Origin of the sequence: Pantoea nemavictus, assembly GCF_037479095.1 — a bacterium.
GTDB lineage: Bacteria > Pseudomonadota > Gammaproteobacteria > Enterobacterales > Enterobacteriaceae > Pantoea > Pantoea nemavictus.
In genome coordinates, this window is record NZ_JBBGZW010000001.1 from 3,969,416 (window position 1) to 3,992,068 (window position 22,653).

The window sequence follows — 22,653 nt, forward strand, 5'->3', positions numbered from 1 at the left end:
CGTGATGAATACTGATTTGAAGCTGGCGCTAATGACGACGGTTGGCGCACTGTTAATGATTATCGCATTCAGCTTTACCGCGATCATGCATTAACAAAAAAGCCGGAGCTGTTAACAGCATCCGGCTTTTTTATTGGCGTTGCGCAACCGCTAGCGAATGGTTTTTGGCGTCATCATACGACGCGCGCCTACATAGTGTTTCTGCCAGTAATCCTCACCTAATGCGCTAATCTGAATATCTTTACCCGTGCGCGGTGACTGAATGAATTTGCCATTGCCGAGATAAACACCGACATGATCGGCGGTGCCGCGATTGTTGATGCGGAAGAACACCAGATCCCCTTTCTCCAGCATTTCACGCTTTATCGGTGCCGCATCGCGCAGGTGATACATTTCATTGGCGGTGCGCGGGAATTTGAACTTTACCAGGTCTTTATAGGCGTACCACACCAGGCCGCTGCAATCGAAGCCGGTGTGAGGTGAGGTACCGCCCCACTGATAGGGTTTGCCAAGCTGGCCCATTAATTTGGTCATCGCCGTCTCACGCGCTTTTTGATAGCGCTGACGATGTGCTTTGCTCATTTTGATGCCGGTAAGCGCTATGGCTTCATCATCAACTTCAATCGCAGATGACTTTTTCGCTAGGCGTTGATGACCGTATTTCTTACCGGAGAGTTTCAGCGAGGATTTTTTGCTGGTGGTTTTGTGCAGCGCGGTTTCTGTCGGTGTCTGTTTTTTGAGTTTGAATTTTTGGACGGCAGTCAGGCGCGATTTTTTAGTTGTGGTTTTCACCGGACGTCGTTTGCGGCGCTCGTCTTCACGTGCGCTCTTTTTCTCTGCTTTTAACGTACTGGCGTTAACGGGCGCATGCGGAGATGCAGCGGCCACATTAAAGAACAGTTGGGCTAAAGCCAGTATGAAAAGCGTAATCAGTAGACGCATAATCCGGTTACAGGTTAAGCAGGCTGAATGAAAACAGACTGCGGCAAAGTGAGAGAAATCTGATCAAGTGACCAGCGCCGAGGCAATTCTAATCCACTTTTTTTGCAAAAGGTAAGGCCTTTTTCCATTAATATGTTACCAGATTGATTCTGTAGCAAAAATGAGCTATTTCAGCTGCTTAACGCAGCGAAACTATTGCTAATTATTAATTTATTAATGCCAATTAATGATATGAAAATGTTATTTGTCATGCATGAACTTAACAAACATGGCGATTAACCCGCGCAAACACAAAATCCCGTTTTCAGTACGGGAGCGAAATCGCTACAATAAACAAACACGAAGTGAAGGATTAAGGAAGGCAATAATGAGTACTGTTGAAAAAATTCAGCGTCAGATCGCAGAAAACCCGATCTTGCTGTACATGAAAGGTTCTCCAAAGCTGCCAAGCTGCGGCTTCTCGGCGCAAGCGGTGCAGGCGCTGTCAGCCTGTGGCGAGCGTTTCGCGTACGTGGACATCCTGCAGAACCCCGATATCCGCGCTGAAATGCCAAAGTACGCTAACTGGCCGACCTTCCCGCAGTTATGGGTTGACGGTGAACTGGTTGGCGGCTGCGACATCATCGTTGAGATGTTCCAGCGCGGCGAACTTCAGCCGCTGCTGAAAGAGACCGCAGAGAAGTATAAAGAAGCGGAATAATGCAGAAGGCCGACAACGTTGTCGGCCTTTTCTTTCACTATTCAGCAGACGCGTCGTCTGCAGATTCCTCACTGAAGGCCAGCGGCCAGCCGCCGAGACGCTTCCAACGATTTACCAGCTCACAGAACAGCGTGGCCGTCTGTTCGGTGTCATACAGCGCCGAATGCGCTTGCGTACTGTCAAAATCCATCCCCGCCGCTTTACACGCCTTCGCCAACACCGTTTGTCCCAGCACTAAGCCGCTTAATGCCGCGGTATCAAAAGTGGCAAAAGGGTGGAACGGATTGCGCTTCAGGCTGGCACGTTCAGCAGCCGCCATGACGAAGTTGAGATCGAAGGTGGCATTGTGCGCCACGATAATCGCGCGATTGCAGCCGCTGTCTTTAGTGCCTTTGCGCACCATTTTAAAAATTGCATGCAGGGCTTCATATTCGCTGACCGCGCCGCGCAGCGGATTGGTCGGATCGATCCCAGTAAACGCCAGTGCCGCAGGATTAAGAATGGCACCTTCAAACGGTTCTACGTGGAAATGCAGCGTTTCATCACGATGTAACCAGCCGTCTTCGTCCATTTTTAGCGTTGTGGCGGCAATCTCTAGCAAGGCATCGGTTTGCGCGTTAAAACCGGCTGTTTCGACGTCGATCACGACAGGATAAAAACCACGGAAGCGTTGGTGGAGAGCGTTTAAAGCGTTCGATTCAGACATCAGGATCTCATGGCAATAAATAGGGCAGCGCGCATTATGGCAAAAATTGCAGGAGGGTGCAGCAGGAGAGGGAAGTCAGCCCGCAAATAAGCAGGCTGACAATCGGCATTAGTTGCCGAGGCCGTGACCGGCATGTTTGTTTTCGATCAGCTCAATTTTGTAGCCGTCTGGATCTTCAACAAAAGCAATAATAGTGGAACCCCCTTTCACCGGGCCCGCTTCACGCGTGACGTTGCCGCCCGCGCTGCGGATGCGCTCGCAGGTGTCCGCTACATTGTCCACGCCCAGCGCGATATGACCGTAAGCATTGCCGAGATCGTATTTGTCCACGCCCCAGTTGTAGGTCAGCTCAATTACCGCGCCTTCACTCTCTTCGGTGTAGCCCACGAAAGCCAGGGTGTATTTGTATTCGGTATTTTCGCTCTGACGCAGCACGCGCATGCCCAGCACACGGGTGTAAAAATCGATGGAACGTTGCAAATCGCCAACGCGTAACATGGTGTGAAGTAAACGCATAACATCCTCTTTTTCAAAACGTCATCAGGGAATGACAAGACCACTTAGTATATACCCTGATGAAAAAACACTGCCGGACATTCTGCCCGGCAGTCTCGGTCTTACAGGGTTGGATAATCGGTATAACCTTCCGCGCCGCCACCATAGAAGCTTTCCGGACGCTGCGGATTGAGTGGCGCATCTTGTTGCAGACGTGCCACCAGATCCGGGTTAGCGATAAAGTCGCGACCAAACGCCACGGCATCAATCAGGCCGCGCGCAATCAGATCGTCGGCCTTTTCAACGGTATAAGCGCCGGCGCCAACGATCACGCCAGGGAACAGCGCGCGCACTTTCTCACGGAAGGCATCGCTATAAGGCTGTCCACCCGCCCAGTCAGGCTCCGACAAGTGCAGATACGCCAGGCCACGTTTGCCCAGTTCGGCGATATACCACAGCGCGGCTTTCTCTTCTTCCGGGCCATTTTCCAGATTCTGGAAGGCCCCGATTGGCGAAATGCGGATACCAATACGATCGGCAGACCAGTTGGCAATCGCCGCATCCACCACTTCGAGCGCGAAACGGCCACGCTTCTCAATTGAACCGCCATATTCATCGCTACGCTGGTTAGATTCTGGCGCGAGGAATTGATGCATCAGATAACCGTGCGCGGAGTGCAGCTCAAGCAGGTCAAAGTCCGCTTCACGCGCGTTGAAAGCCGCCTGACCGAAATCTTTCACAATCTGCTGGATTTCGGCCACTGACAGCTCGCGAGGCAGCGAGGTGTCTTCACGATAGACGCTACCGTCTGCCGCACGCAGAGACGTACGCGTGCCGGCGGCCAGCGCAGTTGGCGCCACCGGGGCTTTGCCTTCGGGCTGTACGCTGTTATGTGAAATACGGCCGGTATGCCACAGCTGCACGGCGCTATGACCGTTTGCGGCATGAATGCCTTCGTTAATCACTTTCCAGGCGGCAATTTGCTGCTGAGTGTGCAGACCCGGCGCACCGGCATAACCTTTCGCCTGGAAAGAGATTTGGGTGGCTTCGGTGATGATCAAACCGGCGCTGGCACGCTGCTGATAATACTCCGCCATCAGTGGAGTAGGGATATCACCCGGCTCAATGCTGCGCAGGCGCGTCAACGGGGCCATGAAAATGCGGTTAGGTACGGTAATCGCGCCCACTTTAAGGGGAGAGAATAACTGTTTGCTCGCCATGTAAGTTGCTCCAGGAAGACCGGTCGTCTAGCGACTGCGGTTTAAAAAAAATCAGTGATTTAAAAGCCACTGTTCGATGGTTTCAAGCGCCAGACTGATTGGGCCAGGCTCTCGGGAAATCTTGCTCTGCAAACTGGCGCCTAACCACAGCAAATAACAGCGCTGCGCCAGCTGATGCGGCGTTTGATTGAACGGCAACGGCTGTTCAGCCGCGGCCTCGCTCAAGCAGCGCGTATAGGCTGCGATGATGGCATTGGCGTTGAGCTGTAAAGCATCACGCATGGGTTCAGACAGATCGCACACTTCAGCCGACAGCTTGACGCCAAGGCAGCCAACAATATGACCTTGCTCGATAAACAGCGTTTCGCCATGGCGAAAATGCTGTAACAGACGTTCTCTCGGTGTTAGCCCGGATTGGTTGAGCTGCTGCTCGATCTGCTGCAAGAAGTTGGCAAAGTAGCGCTCGATTAGCGCAACGCCAAATGCCTCTTTCGAACCGAAGTAGTGATAGAAAGAGCCTTTGGTGACTTCCGCCAGCGTCAGCATCTCATTCAGGCCCATGCCGGTAAAACCACGCTGCAAACAAACCTGCTCGCCAATGGCGAGCAGATGTTCACGAGTATCATTGCGTTGCAGCGTCTTAGTCATGGGTCGCAGGTTATTAGACCAGTCAGTCTAACGCAACCCTTGAGTGGAGTTTTGGCACGATCTGATCATGTCCAACTGCGGCTGGTACGCTTGCGTCTGGATATTGAACATGCCCAAAACGGTATGGAAAAGATTGTCTTGCGAGACCTTATTATCGGCAGCTTGCTGGCGTAAACAGTTTTCATTGATGTGATTAGCTGCGGCGTAACCCGGCGACATCCACATCAGCAGTGGAATATGCGTTTGTTGCGAGGGGGCAAACAGATAGGGCGCCCCGTGCAGATACATACCGCGCTCGCCAAGCGATTCGCCATGGTCGGAGAGATAAACCAGCGCCACGTTAAAGCGATCGCTCAGACCTTTCAGTTTATCAATGGTACGGCTCAGCATATCGTCGGTATACAACAGCGAATTATCATAGGTATTTACCAGCGCCTGATGATCACAATCCTGGATCTGATTGCTATCACACGTTGGCGTAAAGCGGCGGAATTCAGCCGGATAGCGCTGATAGTAAGCGGGACCGTGGCTGCCCATCTGATGCAGCACGATAATGCCGTCGTTATGCAGACTCGCAACGTAGTTATCCAAACGATGCAGCAGCACATCATCCTGACAGAAACCATCGTGGCAATATTGCGGCAGATTCCACTGTGTCATATCGCTGTGCGGCACCCGGTCACAGGCACCTTTGCAGCCACCATCGTTCTCGCGCCACAGTACGCTCACGCCAGCATGGGCAAGGATGTCGAGCACGCCTTCCTGATGATGCGCCAGATTGGCGTCATAGTGTACGCGCGGCATATTCGAGAACATGCAGGGCACTGAAATAGCGGTTTCTGTGCCGCACGAGGTGGCATTGGGATAATAGATGACCTGCTGTTTTTTCAGCTCCGGGTTAGTTTCGCGCGTGTAACCGCCAAGGGAGAAATTCTCTGCGCGCGCGGTTTCACCCACCACCAGCACTACCAGCGTTTTCTTTTGGGCGGCGCTAATGAGCGGGCCCTTACGCGCATCCTGACCTATTTTCACCAACGCCTGATTACCCAGTAGATAGCGCTGATCGACATAGTGACCGCCGCCACTGAGGATATTGGCGGGCGTGACCATTTTTATCAGGCCTTTATTGTTGCGAATCAAGGAGGCGTAATCTTTATAAAACAGCACCGCCATCAGCAGGATCAACAAGATTGCGCCCAATGCACCGACCAGGCGCTGCACCAGATTCCACCACCAACGTTGTCCCTTACTAATCCTCACGATACACAGCAATGCTGCCGGAACCAGGCCCATGACCAACATCCATACTAAATAGTGAACGCTGATTAACGCCCCAGCCTCCTGCCGATCGGACTCAAACACGTTTTGCATCATATTGGTGTCAATCACCGTGCCAAAACTGTGCATAAAGTAGTTGGCGGCAGCGCTGATGATCACCAGCACAATCAGCACTGGCTTGCGGATATAAGGCCAGGCAACGAGGGAGAAAATCATATAAAAAGCCGCGGTCAGAACCAGCGGGATACTGGCGGCGAACAGATACGCGTGTGGGCGATCGTAGACGATCATCTCCCAGGCGTGGAGCAGAAACAGGGCGTTCAATACTAAGGCGAAGAACAGCGCAGCAATAAGATTAAATCCGCTGGTGCTGCACTGGAATATGTTCCTGAATTTCATGAAAACTCAACGGTAAGTTGTAATGTGACAATCGTATGAAGACATTATGAGGAAAACCTTAACCACAGCTAAACAGACTTATTTTAGACCTTTTGTAGGTTGGCTATTTGGTAAACAGCGGTTACCGGCTGCGGCTGGCGTATTGATTATGCGCAATTAGCGTTTACTCTTTGTACTATGTCATTAAGCTGTTATCACTGTGCTGCAAGTTGTTAACCCCGGAGTTGATGTGGCTGAGCAATTAGAGTTCTTCCCCGTTCCTAGCCCGTGTCGTGGCGTTTGCCAAAGTGACGCGCGTGGCTATTGTCGTGGCTGTTTGCGCAGCCGGGAAGAGCGCTTTAACTGGATGAAGTTCAGCGACGCACAAAAACGCGATGTGCTGCGGCTATGCCGACAACGCTGGTTACGACTGCAGCGTCAGCAGAAAGTGGATGAAGATCATGATCCTCAACAACCAGAGCTGTTTTAAGAAACCGATATTTTTCCTTTCCGTTATACTCCCGCCTTCGTCATCTGGATTCGTATTTGAGGGAGTTTAACCATGTTGAAACCGCAAGCTATTGCACCGCAGGGACCGTCCTTTTCACCGCTGATTGCGGGATACTGGCGCTTAATGGAGTGGGGCATGACGTCACAGCAGCTGGTGCAGTTTATTGAGCACCACCTTGCACTGGGCATCACCACCGTTGATCACGCCGACATTTACGGTGATTACCAATGCGAAGCCGCCTTCGGGGCCGCGCTGCGTCTTGCACCTGGATTACGCGAGAAGCTGCAAATTGTCACCAAATGCGGCATCGCGACGCGCGCTAAGCCAGAACATCACATCGGTCATTACAATACGGATGCCAGCCATATTTTGCACAGCGCGGAAAATTCGCTGCGCCATTTGAATACGGATTATCTCGATTTATTACTGATTCACCGCCCGGATCCGCTGATGGATGCTGATGAAGTTGCAGAAGCCTTTATCGCCCTGCATCAGAGTGGCAAAGTGCGCCATTTCGGCGTGTCCAACTTCACTGCCTCGCAGTTCACGCTGCTGCAATCGCGTTTACCGTTCAGTCTGGTCACCAACCAGCTGGAGATTTCACCGCTGGAACAAACGCCGCTGCTGGACGGTTCGCTCGATCAGTGTCAGCAGAATCGCATCCGACCGATGGCATGGTCTTGCCTCGGCGGCGGTCGACTGTTTAACGATCCCCATTATCAGCCGCTGCGCGATGAGCTGGAGCAGGTGAAGCAGGAAATTGGCGCCAGTAATATCGAGCAGGTGGTGTACGCGTGGGTGATGAAATTGCCAAGCCGTCCGTTACCGATTATTGGCTCAGGCAAAAGTGAACGCGTCAGCGAAGCGGTTGCGGCGTGCCAGCTCACGCTTGATCGTCAGCAGTGGTTCCGCATTCGTAAAGCCGCGATCGGTTACGATGTGCCCTAAAGCGTAAAGCTGCGTCAAATTACGGCAGCCTGGCTGAAAGCAGTCCAGGCTTACAGAGCATCTAACCGTAAGGAGACGTTATGAAGAAAACCCTCATTGTTATGCTGACCCTGGCCTGCGCCGCTGGCGCGCAGGCTGCTTCAGAAGACGTCACGCTGCATGAAACCACGGCGCAAGGTATTGGCGCAGCGATTGGCAAAGTCACCATTAGCGAAACACCGTATGGCCTGCAATTTACTCCGGCGTTAACCGGCCTCAAACCGGGGATTCATGGCTTTCATGTCCATGCTAAAGGCAGCTGTGAGCCGGGCGAATCCGATGGCAAAACGGTGGCGGCCGGTGCGGCTGGTGGTCATCTCGATCCGCAAAACACCGGCAAGCACCTCGGGCCCTATGCCGATGGTCATCTGGGCGACTTACCCGCGCTATTCGTAACGGAGGATGGCAAAGCGAGTTATCCTGTCGTTGCTCCGCGTATTAAATCCCTCAGCGAAATCAAAGGTAAAGCCTTAATGGTGCATGTGGGCGGTGACAATCATGCCGACCATCCACAGCCGCTTGGTGGCGGTGGCGCACGTTTTGCCTGCGGCGTCATCTAACCTCACGGGCGGCAATGGATATGTTGTCGCCCTGATTGTTCCGTTTGTAAAAAGTTGACCCATTTTCCCGCTACACTCCGCGTTTTTTCCGTCCTATGATATTGATTCAGGAATAAAACGCTCAGGGGCAGGAATGAAAACGCGTGGGATGATGCTGTTATGTTTATTGTTGGTGGGATGTGATCAACCAAATGACACACAGCTGCGTCTGGAGGCCGGTCGGCAATTACAGTGGACGGTAGACACCAATCCACTTCGGGCCAGCTGTGAAGATATTGCCCGTGGTCGTGAATGGTTAACGCATCGCACACTTCAACGTCTGGAAGCCAAAGGGTGTCAGAATGTATTGCGCAGTGCCAGCGAGACCAATTTCATCAATACCGCCATTTATCGTCACGGCATAACAGTGGTATGCGGTGGTATCAGCGGCAAGAGTTTTACTGGCACGCTGTTAAATCGTCGTTTTATCTACTCTTCAGAAGAGAAGGCGTTGGTGCTGGAACCGAAGTTCGATCAGGATAAAACCCGGTTTGAAGGGCAAAAATCACTGCAACAACTGCAGGAAGATTTTGAGCGCCAAACCACGCAATATTGCCAGTAATTAATCAGGTACAGCCTGCGCCAGCTGGCCCAGCGAACAGCGTAATCGCCACAAAATGCCGGCTAAGGTATTTGCTTCGTTTTCCGGCTGCTGCTGCAGTTGATCAATCATGGTGTCCAGTTCATCTAACGTGGCCTGTAGCGCGGTGTGATGGACACCACGCAGGCTCATAATACGTTGTAAATCTTGCAGGCTGCTGTCGCGCATGTGCGCCAGGGTGTGCGATGTCGGCTGCCATTCGCGCAGTTGCCAGACAATATGCGAACAGTTGAGCAGCACCACGCCCCAGCGCAGCAGCCAAACGCGCGCCTTTTCATCACGGCTGTTACTCAACTGGCTAATGTGATGATAAATCTGCGATTCAAAATGGCTCTCACTCAGACGCGGATGGCGACGTAGCTGATCGAGAAAGGCATGTCGCAAGGCACGAATATGGCGACGGCTGCGGCGGGCATCAGAACTGGGGCGCAATACCTGAAATGCCACCCAGGCCAGCAGCACGCCACATACCTTCGCTATATTGTCATTGAGAAAGCTTTGATAATCCCAGTCCGGGGGATTGGTGACGGCAATAAACGATCCCATAAAGACAATGAATTGCCCCCACATACCCGCGCGCTTCTTCTGCTGCAATTTAAATAGCTGCAGGGTGATAAGCAGCGGGAACAGCACCAGTAAAAACTGCCAGAGCGCGCTGATTTGCACCATCAAGCCGAACTGCAGCACAAAACTAAACACCGACAGCCACAGTAAGGTTTTCAGCAGCAGCGATACGCTGCCGCTGGGTGAAGGTGCGGAAGAGTAAAGTACGCAGGCGATGGCGGTTAGCGTCAGGGCGGCGGCGCCGGAATCCCATTGCGTGGTGATCCAAAATGCGCAGCCCAACATGATAACGCTAAAAGTGCGCAGCGCGCTCCAGCCCGCTTCGGCGCTGTCGCTTTCACGCGCCAGCGAAGGCGCGTAGGGCGGCTGAAAACGCGTGTCTGCGTCGGCGCGCTCAATCAGACGAATCCAGCGATTAACATTGAGGTACACCCAGCAGAAATAGCGCAGGCGCTGAACAAACGCGCGTTGGCGAAAATCACCACTCGCGGATGGCGTGATTCCGCGCAGAATCAGGGCTAGCCGATATTTGTCACATTGTGGTTGTGCCAGCTCGTGCAGCAGTTGCGTGATGGCGTTGTAGAGTTCAGGCGGTGCATCCGGCCAGTTAAGCAGCATGCGGCGCAGGCTGGAGAGCACGCTGGTAAGGCGCAGCTGCTGATGCAGCACATAGTTCAACACGTTGTTCTGGCGGCGGAAGCGATAGTGGCTCCAGAATGCCTGAATGCGCAGCAGGTTCATGGTGAGAATCTGGCTGATGACGTTCTCATGTGCGGTGCGCACGTTATCGGTACTGCCCTGCTGCAGTAGTAGCACCGCATGATCCAGTAAGCGTGCGTGCATCTGACGAAGCGAGCTCATCAATGCATTGCCATCGGAGGTGCAGGGAAGAATCATCATCATTAATCCGGCGCACAGAATGCCGGAGATCACCTCGCAGACGCGCGCCTGAGCGATATCCCATAACTGAGTGACGTCGGTGATGTTTACGCTGCTAAACGCAATAATGGCGGCGGTGTAACCCGCCAGCGAGAATGCGTAAGCCACGTTGTTTTGATAGTGATTGGCGATTCCAGTGCAGAACGCCAGCCAACCGGCCATAAAAAAGGCGAACAGCCAGGGCTCATTCAGCGTATGTCCGGCAATCAACAGCGCAGCGCTGGCACCGAGTAAACTACCCACAATACGCCCCAGACTTTTACTGATTGCGCCACCCACGGTGGGAAAACTGATCACCGCCGCCGACGTCATCGCCCAATAAGGTTCGTCGAGTTGCAGCGCATAAGCGAGGGTTAATGCCAGACACATCGCGATGCCATTGCGCAGCGCATAGCGCCATTCGCCACCGGTTGCTTTTATCCACGGCAAATTTTGCCATGCCAGCCACTGAAAATTCATGGAGGCCTCAGTGGACGATAGAGATGGTGCAGGTGGTGCCCGCTACCAGCGGCACGCCATCCGGCAGTGCATCTAAGCGAATGCGCACCGGCACGCGCTGCGCCAGGCGTACCCAGGGAACGTTGGGTTTGATATCTGGCACCAGTCCGCCATCGCTGGTCACGCTTTGGTCGTAAATGGCACGCCCGATGCTCTCCACTTTGCCCTGCAATCTGGCGCCGTTGCTGTACAACACAATGTGCGCGACCGCGCCGGGCTGAATATGGCGCAGCTTGGTCTCTTCGAAATACCCCATCACGTAATAAGAGTGGCTATCCACCAGTGCAAACAGCGGCGTGCCGGCGGTTGCATAGTTGCCGGTGCGCAGCGTCAGGTTGCTGATCCATCCATCGGTCGGGGCGGTCACGCTGGTTTGATCGAGATTCCAGCGCGCCTGATCGAGGCTGGCCTGGGCCGCTTTTGCGGTCGCCGTGGCGGCATTAGCGGTTAAACGTGCAGCATCCATATCTTCGGCAGAAATGACATTACGCGGCAGGCTGGCACGGCGATTGGCTTCATGCTGAGCTTTGGCGAGATCGGCCTGCGCTTTGGCTAATTGCGCTTCAGCGTTGGCGACAGCAATTTGCCAGGGCACCGGATCAAGCTTGAGCAAGGTGTCACCTTTATGCACAAACTGATTGTCGCTGACGTTGAGCGCAATGATGCGTCCTGACACTTCCGGCGTAATATCGACCAGTTCGGCGCGCACTTTGCCGTCACGCGTCCAGGGCGATTGCATATAGTAATTCCACATCCACCATCCCGCGAGTAGGGCCAGAGCAAAGATCACTACGGTTGAAAAATACTTAAAAGGGTTGAATTTCATAGTGATTTATCCGAGGCTCAGTAACCATAATGCGCCAGCGACGCAAAGTACAAACAGGGAAAGATCCATTAACGTGGGATGCCAGACATCGCCGGAGTAGATCCAGCCGCGCAGCAGCGGGTGGATGAGTAGCCAAAAGAAGAAACCGAGCAGCACCGCTTTAAACAACGGTGGAAAAAACAGCGAGGCGCCGAATACCAGATCGGTAAGCGGTGCGCTGGGGGAAAAAGCGGTTAGGGACACGTGTCATCATCCTTTTTGACCGGGATTCATCTAAATAGAGTCTAGACAGCAAGCATATGCGCTGGCCTGATATTTGTAATTTGCCAGGTAAACTCGCAGAATAGTGTAAAACCTGGCTTAATAGCTAGCAAGCTAATTATAAGGAGATGCAATGGATACGCCCTTGGGAACCGATCTGTCTCGCCTGGTGCGCATTTGGCGCGCTTTAATTGATCAACGTTTGAAACCGCTTGAGCTGACACAAACACACTGGGTGACGCTACACAACATTCATCAACTCCCGCCAGAGCAGTCACAGATTCAGCTGGCGAAGGCGATTGGCATTGAGCAGCCTTCTTTGGTGCGCACGCTGGATCAGCTGGAAGAGAAGGGCTTAATCACCCGCGCTACCTGCGCTAACGATCGTCGTGCTAAGCGCATTAAGCTGACCAAACAGGCCGAGCCTATTATTGAGCAGGTTGAAAATGTGATTGATGCTACGCGCGATGACATTCTATCCGGCATCAGCCTGGAAGAGATCAATCAGATGGTGACGCTGATTGCGCGACTGGAAAAAAACATTCTTGAGTTTCACAACCGCGAGAAATAAAAAAACCGACGCCCGGCGTCGGTTTTTTTTTATCAGCATGCTTAACGCGGTGAAACGGTCACCTGGCTGCCGTTTGACGCCATGACGACGCGCTGGCCAACCGAGTAACGGGTGGCAGCTTGTTTCTGCACCACCATAATCGTGTTGCCATCATCCTTACGGATTTCCAGCTCTACACCATCAGACTTATTAACCGCACCCTGCACGCCCTGACCGGCTACGCCACCGAGCACGGCACCGCCAGCAGTGGCCAGGCTACGTCCGCTGCCGCCGCCAATGGTGTTACCGAGGAAACCACCCAGTACTGCACCACCAATCGCGCCAATCACGTTGTTTTCATCACCGCCCTGGATTTTAACCGGACGAACCGATACCAGCGTACCGTAAGAAACACTTTGTACTTGTTTAGCTTCGTTGGCGCTATAAACGTCACCGGAAAGGGTGCTGTCGTTGGCACAACCTGCCAGAGTTAAGCCGGTCAACGCCACGGCTACAAAACGCTTAATCATCAGAACGCTCCTTAATGCATAAAAACGCCATATATCTCATCCTGTACTGCAAACAGTATAAGACAGAAAACTGGCAATTGACTCTAAGTCCGTATAAAACGCGGCTGGGGCGAAGCATAGACCATTCCGCCTCAACAAAAATTCAATTACGTGACGAAAATATTTTTGAGCTGGAATGCACTGCGCAGCAGCGCTGAAAAGCGGAATTTTATCATAGAATTAGCCCCGGTAATTTGCCAGGCTTAAGCCAGATGATATTAAGGGAGTGAATCGCGATGAAATCAGGGCGCTATATAGGCGTGATGTCCGGCACCAGCCTTGACGGTGTGGATGTAGTGCTGGCGGCGATTGATGGACAGATGGTGGCGCAGCAGGCCAGCTATTGCCACCCGATCCCGCAGGAACTACGTCAGCAGGTGCTGGCGATCTGTCAGGGACAAACGCTAACGTTGTCGCAGCTCGGTCAGCTGGATACGCGGCTGGGCAAGCTGTTTGCTGAAGCGGTATTAACCTTAATGCACCAGCAATCGCTGGAGGCCAGCGATATCATGGCGATTGGCTGTCACGGGCAAACGGTGTGGCACGAGCCACAAAGTGATGCGCCCAATACGCTACAAATTGGTGATAACAATCAGATTGCCGCCGCAACGGGCGTCACCGTTATCGGCGATTTTCGCCGCCGCGATATGGCGCTGGGCGGTCAGGGTGCGCCGCTGGTCCCCGCCTTCCATCAGGCGCTGCTGATGGACAGCGTGGAACGTCGCATGGTGCTCAACATCGGTGGCATCGCCAATTTGTCGCTGCTGATACCGGGCCAGCCCGTGCGCGGCTTTGACACCGGCCCCGGCAATATGCTGATTGATGCCTGGATTTGGCGTAATAAAGCGTTGCCTTACGATAAAGATGCCGCCTGGGCACGCAGTGGCAACGTGGTGCCGGCGCTGCTGGAGTTGATGCTCAACGATCCCTGGTTTGCGCTGCCGGCACCGAAAAGTACCGGGCGTGAATACTTCAATCTCAGTTGGATAGAACAACAGCTGCAGCGTTTCCCTGCGCTGGCACCGCAAGACGTTCAGGCCACGCTCAGCGAGCTGACGGCCTTGACGATAGCGCAGCAGGTACAGCTCAACGACGGTTGCGATCGACTGCTGGTGTGCGGCGGGGGCAGCCGCAATCCGCTACTGATGGCGCGCCTGGCGACCTATCTGCCGGGTACCGAAGTCGGCACCACTGACGCAGCCGGCATCAGTGGTGATGATATGGAAGCACTGGCCTTTGCCTGGCTGGCATTTCGCACCTTGAACGGTTTAGCAGGCAACTTGCCTGCAGTAACCGGTGCGCGAGAAATGAGTGTCCTGGGCGCCATTTATCCCGCCAATCCACGGCCCCTTCGTTAAGAGGTAAACATGAAGAAAATCGTCATTCTGTTGAGTAGCGTCGCGCTATTAAGCGGTTGCGGCATGCTGCATAAACAGGAACAAACACCGCAGCAGCTGCATTATCAGTGCGGCACCTTACCGTTAACGGTTACGCAGGATAATGCGAAGCAGCAGGTGAGTTTTATTCTGGATGGCAAACCGCTGACGCTGACGCAAACCGTTTCGGCATCTGGCGCGCGCTATAGCGATGGTAATTACGTCTTCTGGTCAAAAGGCAATGGCGCTTTTGTTGAACGTAATAACAAAATCGTGATTAATGATTGTGAACTGCAGAGCGCGGATATCTCCGTCAAGTAAACGTTAGGGAACAAGAAACAGCATGAGCGACAGTGACAGCTTGCAAAACATTGCCCATTTGCGTCGTGAATATACCCGCGGCGGGCTACGGCGTAAAGATCTGCCAGATAATCCTCTGGCGCTGTTTGAACAGTGGTTGCAGCAGGCCTGCACCGCACAGTTGCCCGATCCCACGGCAATGACGGTAGCCACCGTTGATAGTAGCGGACAGCCGTATCAGCGCATCGTCTTGCTCAAGCATTACGACGAGCAGGGCATGGTTTTTTACACCAATCTTGGCAGCCGTAAAGCCCTGCAACTGGCCGATAATCCGCGCATTTCACTGCACTTTCCGTGGCATTTTCTCGAGCGTCAGGTGATGGTGCTGGGTGAAGTGGAGAAGCTATCCCCGCTCGAAGTGCTGAAGTACTTTAGCAGCCGCCCGCGCGACAGCCAGATTGGAGCCTGGGTTTCAAAGCAGTCGAGTCGTATTTCTGCACGCGGTGTGCTGGAAGGTAAGTTCCTCGAGCTAAAGCAGAAGTTCCAGCAGGGTGACGTGCCGCTGCCCAGTTTCTGGGGCGGTTACCGTGTTAAATTCCACAGCGTGGAGTTCTGGCAGGGTGGTGAACATCGCCTGCACGATCGCTTCCTCTACCAGCGCGCGGACAATGGCTGGACGATTGACCGTTTAGCCCCGTAAAACTGCGTTTTATCCCCTTTCAACGCTGGCGCAGTTGGCGCCAGCGCTTTATGCTATAGCCCTCTTTTTTCGTCTCCGCACGTCAGCGGAAAGCTGTGTACCAGCCTAGGTGCAGTCTGATCAATTTGGAGTCAGTGATGACCAGCAGTAACCTGATACAACAATTGCAAGAAAGGGGCTTAGTCGCCCAGGTAACGGATGAAGAAGCGTTAGCAGAGCGACTGGCGCAAGGGCCAATTGCACTCTATTGCGGCTTCGATCCTACCGCTGATAGCTTGCATTTGGGCCATCTGGTGCCGCTGCTCTGCCTGAAACGTTTTCAGGATGCCGGACACAAGCCGGTCGCGCTGGTGGGTGGTGCCACTGGTCTGATTGGCGATCCCAGCTTTAAAGCAGCAGAACGTAAACTTAACACCGCTGAAACCGTGGGCGAATGGGTCGACAAGATCCGCAACCAGGTCGCGCCATTCCTTAGCTTTGACTGTGGCGATAACAGCGCCATTGCTGCCAATAACTATGACTGGTTTGGCGGCATGAATGTGCTGACTTTCCTGCGCGACATCGGTAAGCACTTCTCGGTAAATCAGATGATCAACCGCGAAGCGGTGAAACAGCGTCTGAACCGTGAAGATCAGGGCATCTCATACACTGAGTTCTCCTACAACCTGCTGCAGGGTTATGACTTTGCCGAGCTGAATAAGCGTCACGATGTGGTGCTGCAGATTGGCGGTTCCGATCAGTGGGGCAACATTACCTCAGGTATCGACCTGACGCGTCGTCTGCATCAGCAGCAGGCGTGGGGATTAACCGTACCGTTGATTACCAAATCAGACGGCACTAAGTTCGGTAAAACCGAAGGTGGCGCGGTATGGCTCGATGCGAAGAAAACCAGTCCGTATAAGTTCTACCAGTTCTGGATCAATACGGCGGATGCGGACGTGTATCGCTTCCTGAAATTCTTTACCTTCATGAGCATTGAAGAGATCAATGCGCTGGAAGAAGAGGACAAAAACAGCGGCAAAGCGCCACGCGCGCAGTACGTGCTGGCTGAGCAGGTGACGCGTCTGGTGCACGGCGAGAGCGGCTTGACCGCAGCAAAACGCATCACCGAAAGTCTGTTCTCCGGCAGCCTGAGTGCCATGACCGAAGCTGACTTCGAGCAGCTGGCGCAGGATGGTATGCCAACCATTACGCTGACGGCAGCAGACGATCTGCAGCAGGCGCTGGTCGCTGCTGAACTGGTGCCATCGCGCGGGCAGGCACGCACCATGATCGGCTCTAATGCGGTAGCGCTGAATGGTGAAAAGCAGTCAGACGCCGAGTACCGTTTTAGCGAAAGCGATAAACTGTTTGGACGCTTCACGTTGTTGCGTCGCGGTAAAAAACATTACTGCCTGATAAACTGGCAGTAAGCGTTCAGGGCCGGCATCCGGCCCTTTTTTATGGCAAGGCAGTACAGGGCAAAATGAAAAATATTCTCGCAATTCAATCTCACGTTGTTTACGGACACGCGGGTAACAGCGCCGCCGAATTCCCGATGCGCCGCATGGGCGCAAACGTTTGGCCGCTGAATACCGTGCAATTTTCAAATCATACACAGTACGGTCACTGGACCGGCACCGTGATGCCCGCCACGCATTTAACTGACATTGTTAAAGGTATTGCGGCAGTTGACCGCCTGAAGACCTGTGATGCGGTGCTGAGCGGCTATTTAGGTTCAGCGGAGCAGGGCGAACAGATTCTGGAGATCGTGCGTCTGGTTAAAGAAGCCAACCCGAATGCGTGGTTCTTCTGCGATCCGGTGATGGGCCATCCGGAAAAAGGCTGCATCGTGGCGCCGGGCGTGGCGGAGTTCCACTGCAAAATGGCGCTTCCCGCCAGTGACATCATCGCGCCGAATCTGCTGGAGCTGGAAATGCTCAGCGGCCATGAAGTCGCTAACGTCGAGCAGGCGGTAGTCGCGGCCCGTGAACTGATCGGCAAAGGGCCTAAAGTAGTGCTGGTGAAGCATTTGGCGCGTGCCGGACGTCGCAGCGATCGTTTTGAGATGCTGCTGGTGACCGCCGAAGAGTGCTGGCACATCAGTCGTCCGCTGGTGGACTTTGGCGTCCGTCAGCCGGTGGGCGTTGGCGATCTCACCAGCGGCCTGCTGCTGGTCGATCTGCTGCACGGTAAATCGCTGCAGGATGCGCTCGAGCACATCACCGCAGCGGTGTATGAAGTGATGCTGAAAACCCACGAAATGGGCGAGTACGAATTACAGCTGGTAGCAGCGCAGGATGCGATTGCCAAACCGACGCAGCACTTCGCGGCTGAAAAGCTGTAACCCTCTTCAGGCCGGTTTTTTACACCGGCCTTACTCGGTTAAACCAAACCTTCCGCCTGCAACGCCGCCTGCACTGCCGGGCGCTCCGCGACGCGACTGAACCAGGCTTCCAGCGCATCCAGTCCAGCCAAATCCAGCTTGATGGCTTTAGCCCAGCGGGTCACCACAAACAGGTAAACGTCGGCGACGGTAAAGCGTAATCCCAGCAGCCACTGCTTATCCTGCAAAGCCTCATTCACCGCCTGATACTTCTTCTCCAGCTGCGCGCGCACAATGGCTTTGTACTCTTCTGGTGTATCCGCACGGAACAGCGGGCTAAAGCTTTTATGCAATTCACTGCTCACGAAGCTAAGCCATTCCAGTGTGTGATAGCGCGTCAGGCTGCCGGTGGGCGCCAGCAGATTACGATCCGGCTTGAGATCGGCCAGATATTGCACAATTGCGACACCTTCGGTCAGGATGCTGCCGTCATCAAACTGCAACGCAGGAACTTGTCCTTTCGGGTTAATTTGCCAGTAATCCTCTCCCTGCTCGGTAACCTTCTTCTGCAGATCGACGTTCACCTGAGTAAAATCCAGTCCACATTCAAGCGCGACAATATGCGGCGACAGTGAACAGGCGCCGGGCTTGCAATAGAGTTTCATCATGGCTTCTCCTTGAGTGTTGTGGTGATCGAAGCAGCATAAATCTGCCAGTAATTTTTACCAGTGACAGCGATCAGGATTTGCGGTCACCCTTGAGGTTTTGTTCAGCAAAGCATGGCAGTAAAGGCAGTTTTTCGAGCGCAAAATTCCAAAATTGCCTCACCTTGGGTGTCATATTCTTTACGCGTTGCGTCACCAACTGTACGGGAAGCGGGGTCGGTTCCCATTCAGGAAGTAAACGCTGGAGTGTGCCACGGTGGATATCATCGATAACCTGATACGACAACAGGCGTCCGATTCCGTGAGCATTACGCAGCGCTTCCCGCTGGCTCTCCACGTCGTTGACGCGCAGGCGCGGGTTAATGCGGACACGCAGATCCTGCGCAAAACGCCATTCGCGCGTATGCAGCAAACTCGCCACTAACGCATGCTGAGCGAGTTCAGCGGGATGGGTGGGGATGCCGGCTAGCGTTAGATAATCGGGGCTGGCAACCAGCGTTGAGCGTACGCTACCAACCTGACGCGCCACCATGGAGGAGTCCTGCAATTCGCCAATGCGCAAGGCGATATCCAGGCCGTTTTCAATCAGGTCCTGATAGCTATCACTTAGCACCACTTCAATCTGCATCTCGGCATGCTGCTGTAAGAAGCTGCTCACCAGCGGCATAACATGATGGCGACCAAACTGCACCGGCGCAGTGATGCGCAATAGCCCATGCAGGCCACTATGGTGAGCGCTGTCCAGCGCACGCTGATAGTCGCTCAGCAGGCGTTGCGCCTGTTCAAACAGCTGCCAGCCTGCTTCAGTAGGCGCCAGCTGACGCGTAGTGCGTTCAATCAACGTGGTGGCCAGACGCGCTTCCAGCGTGTTAAGGGTGCGGGTGATCACCGGCGGCGAGCGCTGGAGCAGACGTGCGGCACCGGCCAGGCTACCCTGCTGAATCACCGCGACAAACACCTGTAGCTCATCGAACCTGTCCATGATTATTCCACTCTGATTAACAGTGACGGGTCATGATGAAGTTAAGTGAGCAAAAAGCGAAGTGTGTTAGACGGAAAAGCGTAAAGAAAAGAGCAAAGAGAGTGGAATAGCGAGGGCAAGAAAAAGCCGGGACTCGCCCGGCTATTCATTTACTGATTCGCGTTCGCGCGTTTCAGTTCAGTCTGCGTATCATCCTGCGTCATGCGGTTCAACAGTGGGGCGGTGAACAACATCACCAGCGCAATCACGCCTGTTGCGATACCAATCTGCTGGAATACCTGGCTGTACACTGCCAGTGAAGCATGCGGATCGGTGACATCGCTGGGTACGGCCATCAGATTCGCCACTTTACCGGCAATCATTGCCGCACCGGCGGTAGTCAGGAACCATGATCCCATGATGAAGCCCATCAAGCGCTGCGGAACCAGCTGGGCAACCATCGCCAGACCCAAACCAGAGATCATCAGCTCGCCGATACTCTGCAGCGCATAGCTAAGGATCAGCCAGTTAACAGAAACGATGCCGGCTTCGTTGGCAAATTTGGCACCAAACGGCAGCACCAGGAAGGCTGCAGAACACAGCACCATACCGAAGGCAAATTTGTGCGGCATCGGCATTTTGTCGCCGAGTTTGTTATACACCGCGGCCAGAATCGGGCTCGCCAGCATAATCCAGAACGGGTTCAACGCCTGGAACTGCTCCGGCTCAAAGGTGATGCCCAGAATCGCGTGCTCAACGTTACGAATAGCGAAGAAGTTAAGTGAAGTCGGCATCTGCATGTAGAGCACGAAGAACACAATCGCTTCGACCATCAGCAGGAAGGCAACAATCATCTTACGGCGCGCTGCGCCCTTCAATGCGAAGGCTTCTTTAGCAAAGATCAACACAATACCTGCCGCGATCACACCCAACGTCATACGCGCGATGCTTTGGTGATGCAGCAACCACGCCGCCAGCGCCACCAGCGCCACCACGCCAACCAGCGTCATCAGCAGTTTGCCGACCTGCAGCGGGGCGAAATCCGGCTTGGAGCCGTAGTTTTTCACCAGGCGCTGGCAGAACATGAAGTTCAGTAGCGTGATGACCAGGCCCACCACCGACAGCGAGAACGCCGCGCCCCAGCCATATTTCGCAGCCAGCCACGGTGTCAGCATCATTGAGAACAGCGAACCAATATTGATCGACATGTAGAACATGGTGAAGGCACCGTCGAGGCGCGCGTCATCTTTCTCATAGCAGGTCGAAAGCAGGGAAGAGGGGTTGGCTTTAAATAAGCCGCTACCGACGGCGATGGTCGCCATGCCGATATAGACCATTGAAGTATCGTGGCCAGAAAAGGCAATCAGCGCGTAACCCAGCGCCAGCACAATCACCCCAAGGACAATCACGCGTTTGGTACCCAGTACTTTATCGCCAAGCCAGCCGCCGATAGCGACTAAACCATAAACCAGGGCGCTAAACGAGGTGAACAGCGTAATGGAATCCGCTTCGGACATTCCCAGCTGTTTAACCAGGTAAACCGCCATGATGGCTTGCAGACCGTAGTAACCAAAACGTTCCCATAGCTCGATGGAGAAGATCAGATAGAACGCTTTCGGTTGCTTAAAAGCGTTGAGGCTTGGCGCCCCGTCAGTGTGTTTGTTTGCAGTTGACACTTGTACCTCAGTTTTAACATAGCCTGTTTTGTGACAGGAATTAAGTCTGCGTCGGGCTGGGTAATCCCGCGCAACATTGTTATTAGAAAGGAAAAACGGCGACTAATTTGGCTGAATCACGCCATCAGGGCAAGCATTTTTTGCACGCTGAAATACTTGTCATAGGTAGGGTTAATGCCGTTATACAAAGTTGTAAATCAGTGTTAAATCTTGCTGCGTGGCATTATATCAGGATAAAGATGCTAAATGCAGATCTGGAAGATCATTTTCCTGATATAAACTGCTCAGGCAGGCTTTATTAGAATATATCGCTGGAGGTTATGATTTATACAGATAATATTATTATCTCTGTTCACAATGTAAGCATAATAGCTTGATTGGTGAGCGTAATAAGCAGTCAAAAGATTCCAGAACGCTAATTTGTTGATCCTGCGCACAAAACCGCGAATTAATTAAAAGGGTAAAAGAAGTAAACGTTTGCCTGGCTGACAAGTGACGAATAATCGCGCGATTGATGCTGCGTTTTGCCAGATAAAAAAGCAGTAATAAGTGCAATCGTCAGCAACGCCGTCAGCATAAATCGCCATTTTTGGCCCTTAGACAGCCCGGCCGCTTTGCTGTAACCTCGCTTTTTCCCTGAAAGGACGTAGTCATGACGAAGTCGATTCGTGTCGCCCTGATTGGCGATTATCGTGCCAGTGCCGTAGCGCATCAGGCGATTCCTCCTGCCGTAGAACTCGCTGCAAAAACCCTCTCCCTTGATGTCAGCGCCGACTGGATTGCCACGCCTGAGCTCGATCAGCACAATCTCGCCGATTACCAGGCGAGCTGGCTGGTGCCGGGCAGCCCTTATTTGAATGATGAAGGCGTGTTTGCTGCGTTGCGCTGGGCACGTGAAAGCGCTAAGCCGTTTTTGGGCTCGTGCGGGGGATTTCAGTACGCCATCGTTGAATACGCGCGCAATGTCTTGGGCTGGGAAGATGCCACCCATGCCGAAACCGATCCTGGCGGTCGTTGGGTGATTGCGCCGCTGGCCTGTTCGCTGGTGGAACAGCGCGGAACCGTCACCTTTGCGCCGGGATCGCGTATCGCCCAGGCTTACGGTGCCTTGCAGAGTGATGAAGGTTACCACTGTAATTTTGGCGTCAATGCCGAATTCAGTGAGGCGCTGGCAACGCAAAATCTGCGCATCACTTCATGGGATTTGGCGGGCGACGTGCGCGGCATTGAACTGATCGATCATCCGTTCTTTGTCGCGACGCTGTTCCAGTCTGAGCGCGCGGCGCTGCAAAATCGGTTATCGCCGCTGGTGGTTGCCTGGCTGCAGGCGGCCGCAGGCTAAACCTGCACCTGACAACAATCGCGGAAAACACCCGTAGGGTCGCCATTCATGGCGAC

At 53.6% G+C, this 22,653-nt stretch carries 26 protein-coding genes; 13 read left to right on the plus strand and 13 right to left on the minus strand.

Annotation, left to right across the window (positions count from 1 at the left end; translation table 11 throughout):
• The first annotated feature begins 4 nt into the window (after window positions 1-4).
• Window positions 5-94, plus strand: a complete 90-nt coding sequence (cydH, locus tag WH298_RS18330; protein ID WP_007892756.1) for a cytochrome bd-I oxidase subunit CydH — start codon at window positions 5-7, stop codon at window positions 92-94.
• A 56-nt stretch (window positions 95-150) separates the two neighbouring features.
• On the opposite strand, the gene WH298_RS18335 is transcribed toward cydH, so the two are convergent.
• Window positions 151-942: a C40 family peptidase gene (locus WH298_RS18335; RefSeq protein ID WP_049851816.1), complete on the minus strand. Its 792-nt coding sequence runs from the start codon at window positions 940-942 to the stop codon at window positions 151-153.
• A 364-nt stretch (window positions 943-1,306) separates the two neighbouring features.
• On the opposite strand from WH298_RS18335, the gene WH298_RS18340 reads away from it, so the two are divergent.
• A complete protein-coding gene (locus WH298_RS18340) occupies window positions 1,307-1,642 on the plus strand; it encodes a Grx4 family monothiol glutaredoxin (protein ID WP_175501675.1) in 336 nt (111 codons plus the stop codon).
• A 37-nt stretch (window positions 1,643-1,679) separates the two neighbouring features.
• Here the strand turns inward: WH298_RS18340 and rnt are convergent, their stop codons facing one another.
• From rnt to eptA, 5 genes are all read right to left on the minus strand, one after another.
• A complete protein-coding gene (gene rnt, locus WH298_RS18345; protein ID WP_049851815.1) occupies window positions 1,680-2,348 on the minus strand; it encodes a ribonuclease T in 669 nt (222 codons plus the stop codon).
• Window positions 2,349-2,456: 108 nt separating this feature from the next.
• Window positions 2,457-2,864 (minus strand): lactoylglutathione lyase, encoded by a 408-nt coding sequence (gloA, locus tag WH298_RS18350; RefSeq protein ID WP_007892766.1) that lies wholly within the window; start codon window positions 2,862-2,864, stop codon window positions 2,457-2,459.
• Window positions 2,865-2,965: 101 nt separating this feature from the next.
• Window positions 2,966-4,063 carry an alkene reductase gene (gene nemA, locus WH298_RS18355; protein ID WP_180823503.1) on the minus strand — a complete coding sequence of 366 codons (1,098 nt, stop codon included), beginning with the start codon at window positions 4,061-4,063 and terminating at the stop codon, window positions 2,966-2,968.
• Window positions 4,064-4,114: 51 nt separating this feature from the next.
• Entirely contained in the window at window positions 4,115-4,711 is a 597-nt protein-coding gene (locus tag WH298_RS18360; RefSeq protein ID WP_180823504.1) for a TetR/AcrR family transcriptional regulator, read from the minus strand.
• Window positions 4,712-4,738: 27 nt separating this feature from the next.
• Window positions 4,739-6,388, minus strand: a complete 1,650-nt coding sequence (eptA, locus tag WH298_RS18365; protein ID WP_180823505.1) for a phosphoethanolamine transferase EptA — start codon at window positions 6,386-6,388, stop codon at window positions 4,739-4,741.
• Between the two features lie 229 nt (window positions 6,389-6,617).
• Here eptA and WH298_RS18370 point away from each other — a divergent pair, with 229 nt between their 5' ends.
• From WH298_RS18370 to WH298_RS18385, 4 genes are all read left to right on the plus strand, one after another.
• Window positions 6,618-6,857 carry a DUF1289 domain-containing protein gene (locus WH298_RS18370; RefSeq protein ID WP_036621998.1) on the plus strand — a complete coding sequence of 80 codons (240 nt, stop codon included), beginning with the start codon at window positions 6,618-6,620 and terminating at the stop codon, window positions 6,855-6,857.
• Between the two features lie 72 nt (window positions 6,858-6,929).
• Window positions 6,930-7,826 carry an aldo/keto reductase gene (locus tag WH298_RS18375; RefSeq protein WP_180823506.1) on the plus strand — a complete coding sequence of 299 codons (897 nt, stop codon included), beginning with the start codon at window positions 6,930-6,932 and terminating at the stop codon, window positions 7,824-7,826.
• A gap of 80 nt (window positions 7,827-7,906) precedes the next feature.
• Window positions 7,907-8,425 (plus strand): superoxide dismutase family protein, encoded by a 519-nt coding sequence (gene sodC / locus WH298_RS18380; protein WP_180823507.1) that lies wholly within the window; start codon window positions 7,907-7,909, stop codon window positions 8,423-8,425.
• 133 nt (window positions 8,426-8,558) lie between these two features.
• Window positions 8,559-9,026 (plus strand): hypothetical protein, encoded by a 468-nt coding sequence (locus tag WH298_RS18385; protein ID WP_049851809.1) that lies wholly within the window; start codon window positions 8,559-8,561, stop codon window positions 9,024-9,026.
• Here WH298_RS18385 and WH298_RS18390 read toward each other — a convergent pair whose 3' ends face one another.
• Genes WH298_RS18390 through WH298_RS18400 form a run of 3 tightly spaced genes read right to left on the minus strand, consistent with a single transcriptional unit; the run spans window position 9,027 to window position 12,135 of the window.
• The gene (locus WH298_RS18390; RefSeq protein ID WP_180823508.1) at window positions 9,027-11,027 is read right to left on the minus strand and encodes an FUSC family protein; all 2,001 of its coding nucleotides are present in this window, start codon (window positions 11,025-11,027) and stop codon (window positions 9,027-9,029) included.
• A gap of 7 nt (window positions 11,028-11,034) precedes the next feature.
• Window positions 11,035-11,892 (minus strand): efflux RND transporter periplasmic adaptor subunit, encoded by an 858-nt coding sequence (locus tag WH298_RS18395; RefSeq protein WP_007892781.1) that lies wholly within the window; start codon window positions 11,890-11,892, stop codon window positions 11,035-11,037.
• A 6-nt stretch (window positions 11,893-11,898) separates the two neighbouring features.
• Window positions 11,899-12,135, minus strand: coding sequence for a DUF1656 domain-containing protein (locus tag WH298_RS18400; protein WP_007892782.1), 237 nt, complete (start codon window positions 12,133-12,135; stop codon window positions 11,899-11,901).
• 151 nt (window positions 12,136-12,286) lie between these two features.
• On the opposite strand from WH298_RS18400, the gene slyA reads away from it, so the two are divergent.
• Window positions 12,287-12,724: a transcriptional regulator SlyA gene (gene slyA / locus WH298_RS18405; RefSeq protein WP_007892783.1), complete on the plus strand. Its 438-nt coding sequence runs from the start codon at window positions 12,287-12,289 to the stop codon at window positions 12,722-12,724.
• Between the two features lie 41 nt (window positions 12,725-12,765).
• Here the strand turns inward: slyA and slyB are convergent, their stop codons facing one another.
• Window positions 12,766-13,233: an outer membrane lipoprotein SlyB gene (gene slyB / locus WH298_RS18410; RefSeq protein ID WP_007892784.1), complete on the minus strand. Its 468-nt coding sequence runs from the start codon at window positions 13,231-13,233 to the stop codon at window positions 12,766-12,768.
• Window positions 13,234-13,508: 275 nt separating this feature from the next.
• Here slyB and anmK point away from each other — a divergent pair, with 275 nt between their 5' ends.
• From anmK to pdxY, 5 genes are all read left to right on the plus strand, one after another.
• Window positions 13,509-14,630 carry an anhydro-N-acetylmuramic acid kinase gene (gene anmK, locus WH298_RS18415; protein ID WP_180823509.1) on the plus strand — a complete coding sequence of 374 codons (1,122 nt, stop codon included), beginning with the start codon at window positions 13,509-13,511 and terminating at the stop codon, window positions 14,628-14,630.
• Between the two features lie 9 nt (window positions 14,631-14,639).
• Window positions 14,640-14,969: an MliC family protein gene (locus WH298_RS18420; protein ID WP_180823510.1), complete on the plus strand. Its 330-nt coding sequence runs from the start codon at window positions 14,640-14,642 to the stop codon at window positions 14,967-14,969.
• A 22-nt stretch (window positions 14,970-14,991) separates the two neighbouring features.
• Entirely contained in the window at window positions 14,992-15,648 is a 657-nt protein-coding gene (pdxH, locus tag WH298_RS18425) for a pyridoxamine 5'-phosphate oxidase (protein ID WP_180823511.1), read from the plus strand.
• Between the two features lie 137 nt (window positions 15,649-15,785).
• Entirely contained in the window at window positions 15,786-17,060 is a 1,275-nt protein-coding gene (gene tyrS, locus WH298_RS18430) for a tyrosine--tRNA ligase (protein WP_007892793.1), read from the plus strand.
• A 53-nt stretch (window positions 17,061-17,113) separates the two neighbouring features.
• Window positions 17,114-17,974: a pyridoxal kinase PdxY gene (pdxY, locus tag WH298_RS18435; protein ID WP_007892795.1), complete on the plus strand. Its 861-nt coding sequence runs from the start codon at window positions 17,114-17,116 to the stop codon at window positions 17,972-17,974.
• Between the two features lie 38 nt (window positions 17,975-18,012).
• Here pdxY and gstA read toward each other — a convergent pair whose 3' ends face one another.
• The 3 genes from gstA to dtpA all read right to left on the minus strand — a co-directional run bounded on the left by gstA (window position 18,013) and on the right by dtpA (window position 21,255).
• On the minus strand, window positions 18,013-18,618 hold the full coding sequence (gene gstA / locus WH298_RS18440; RefSeq protein WP_180823743.1) for a glutathione transferase GstA: 606 nt from the start codon (window positions 18,616-18,618) through the stop codon (window positions 18,013-18,015).
• Between the two features lie 73 nt (window positions 18,619-18,691).
• Entirely contained in the window at window positions 18,692-19,600 is a 909-nt protein-coding gene (locus tag WH298_RS18445; protein WP_180823512.1) for a LysR family transcriptional regulator, read from the minus strand.
• Between the two features lie 149 nt (window positions 19,601-19,749).
• Complete coding sequence (gene dtpA, locus WH298_RS18450; protein ID WP_007892800.1) at window positions 19,750-21,255, minus strand: dipeptide/tripeptide permease DtpA; 1,506 nt, start codon at window positions 21,253-21,255, stop codon at window positions 19,750-19,752.
• A 652-nt stretch (window positions 21,256-21,907) separates the two neighbouring features.
• Here dtpA and WH298_RS18455 point away from each other — a divergent pair.
• Window positions 21,908-22,597: a CTP synthase C-terminal region-related (seleno)protein gene (locus WH298_RS18455; RefSeq protein WP_180823513.1), complete on the plus strand. Its 690-nt coding sequence runs from the start codon at window positions 21,908-21,910 to the stop codon at window positions 22,595-22,597.
• The last annotated feature ends 56 nt before the right edge of the window (window positions 22,598-22,653 follow it).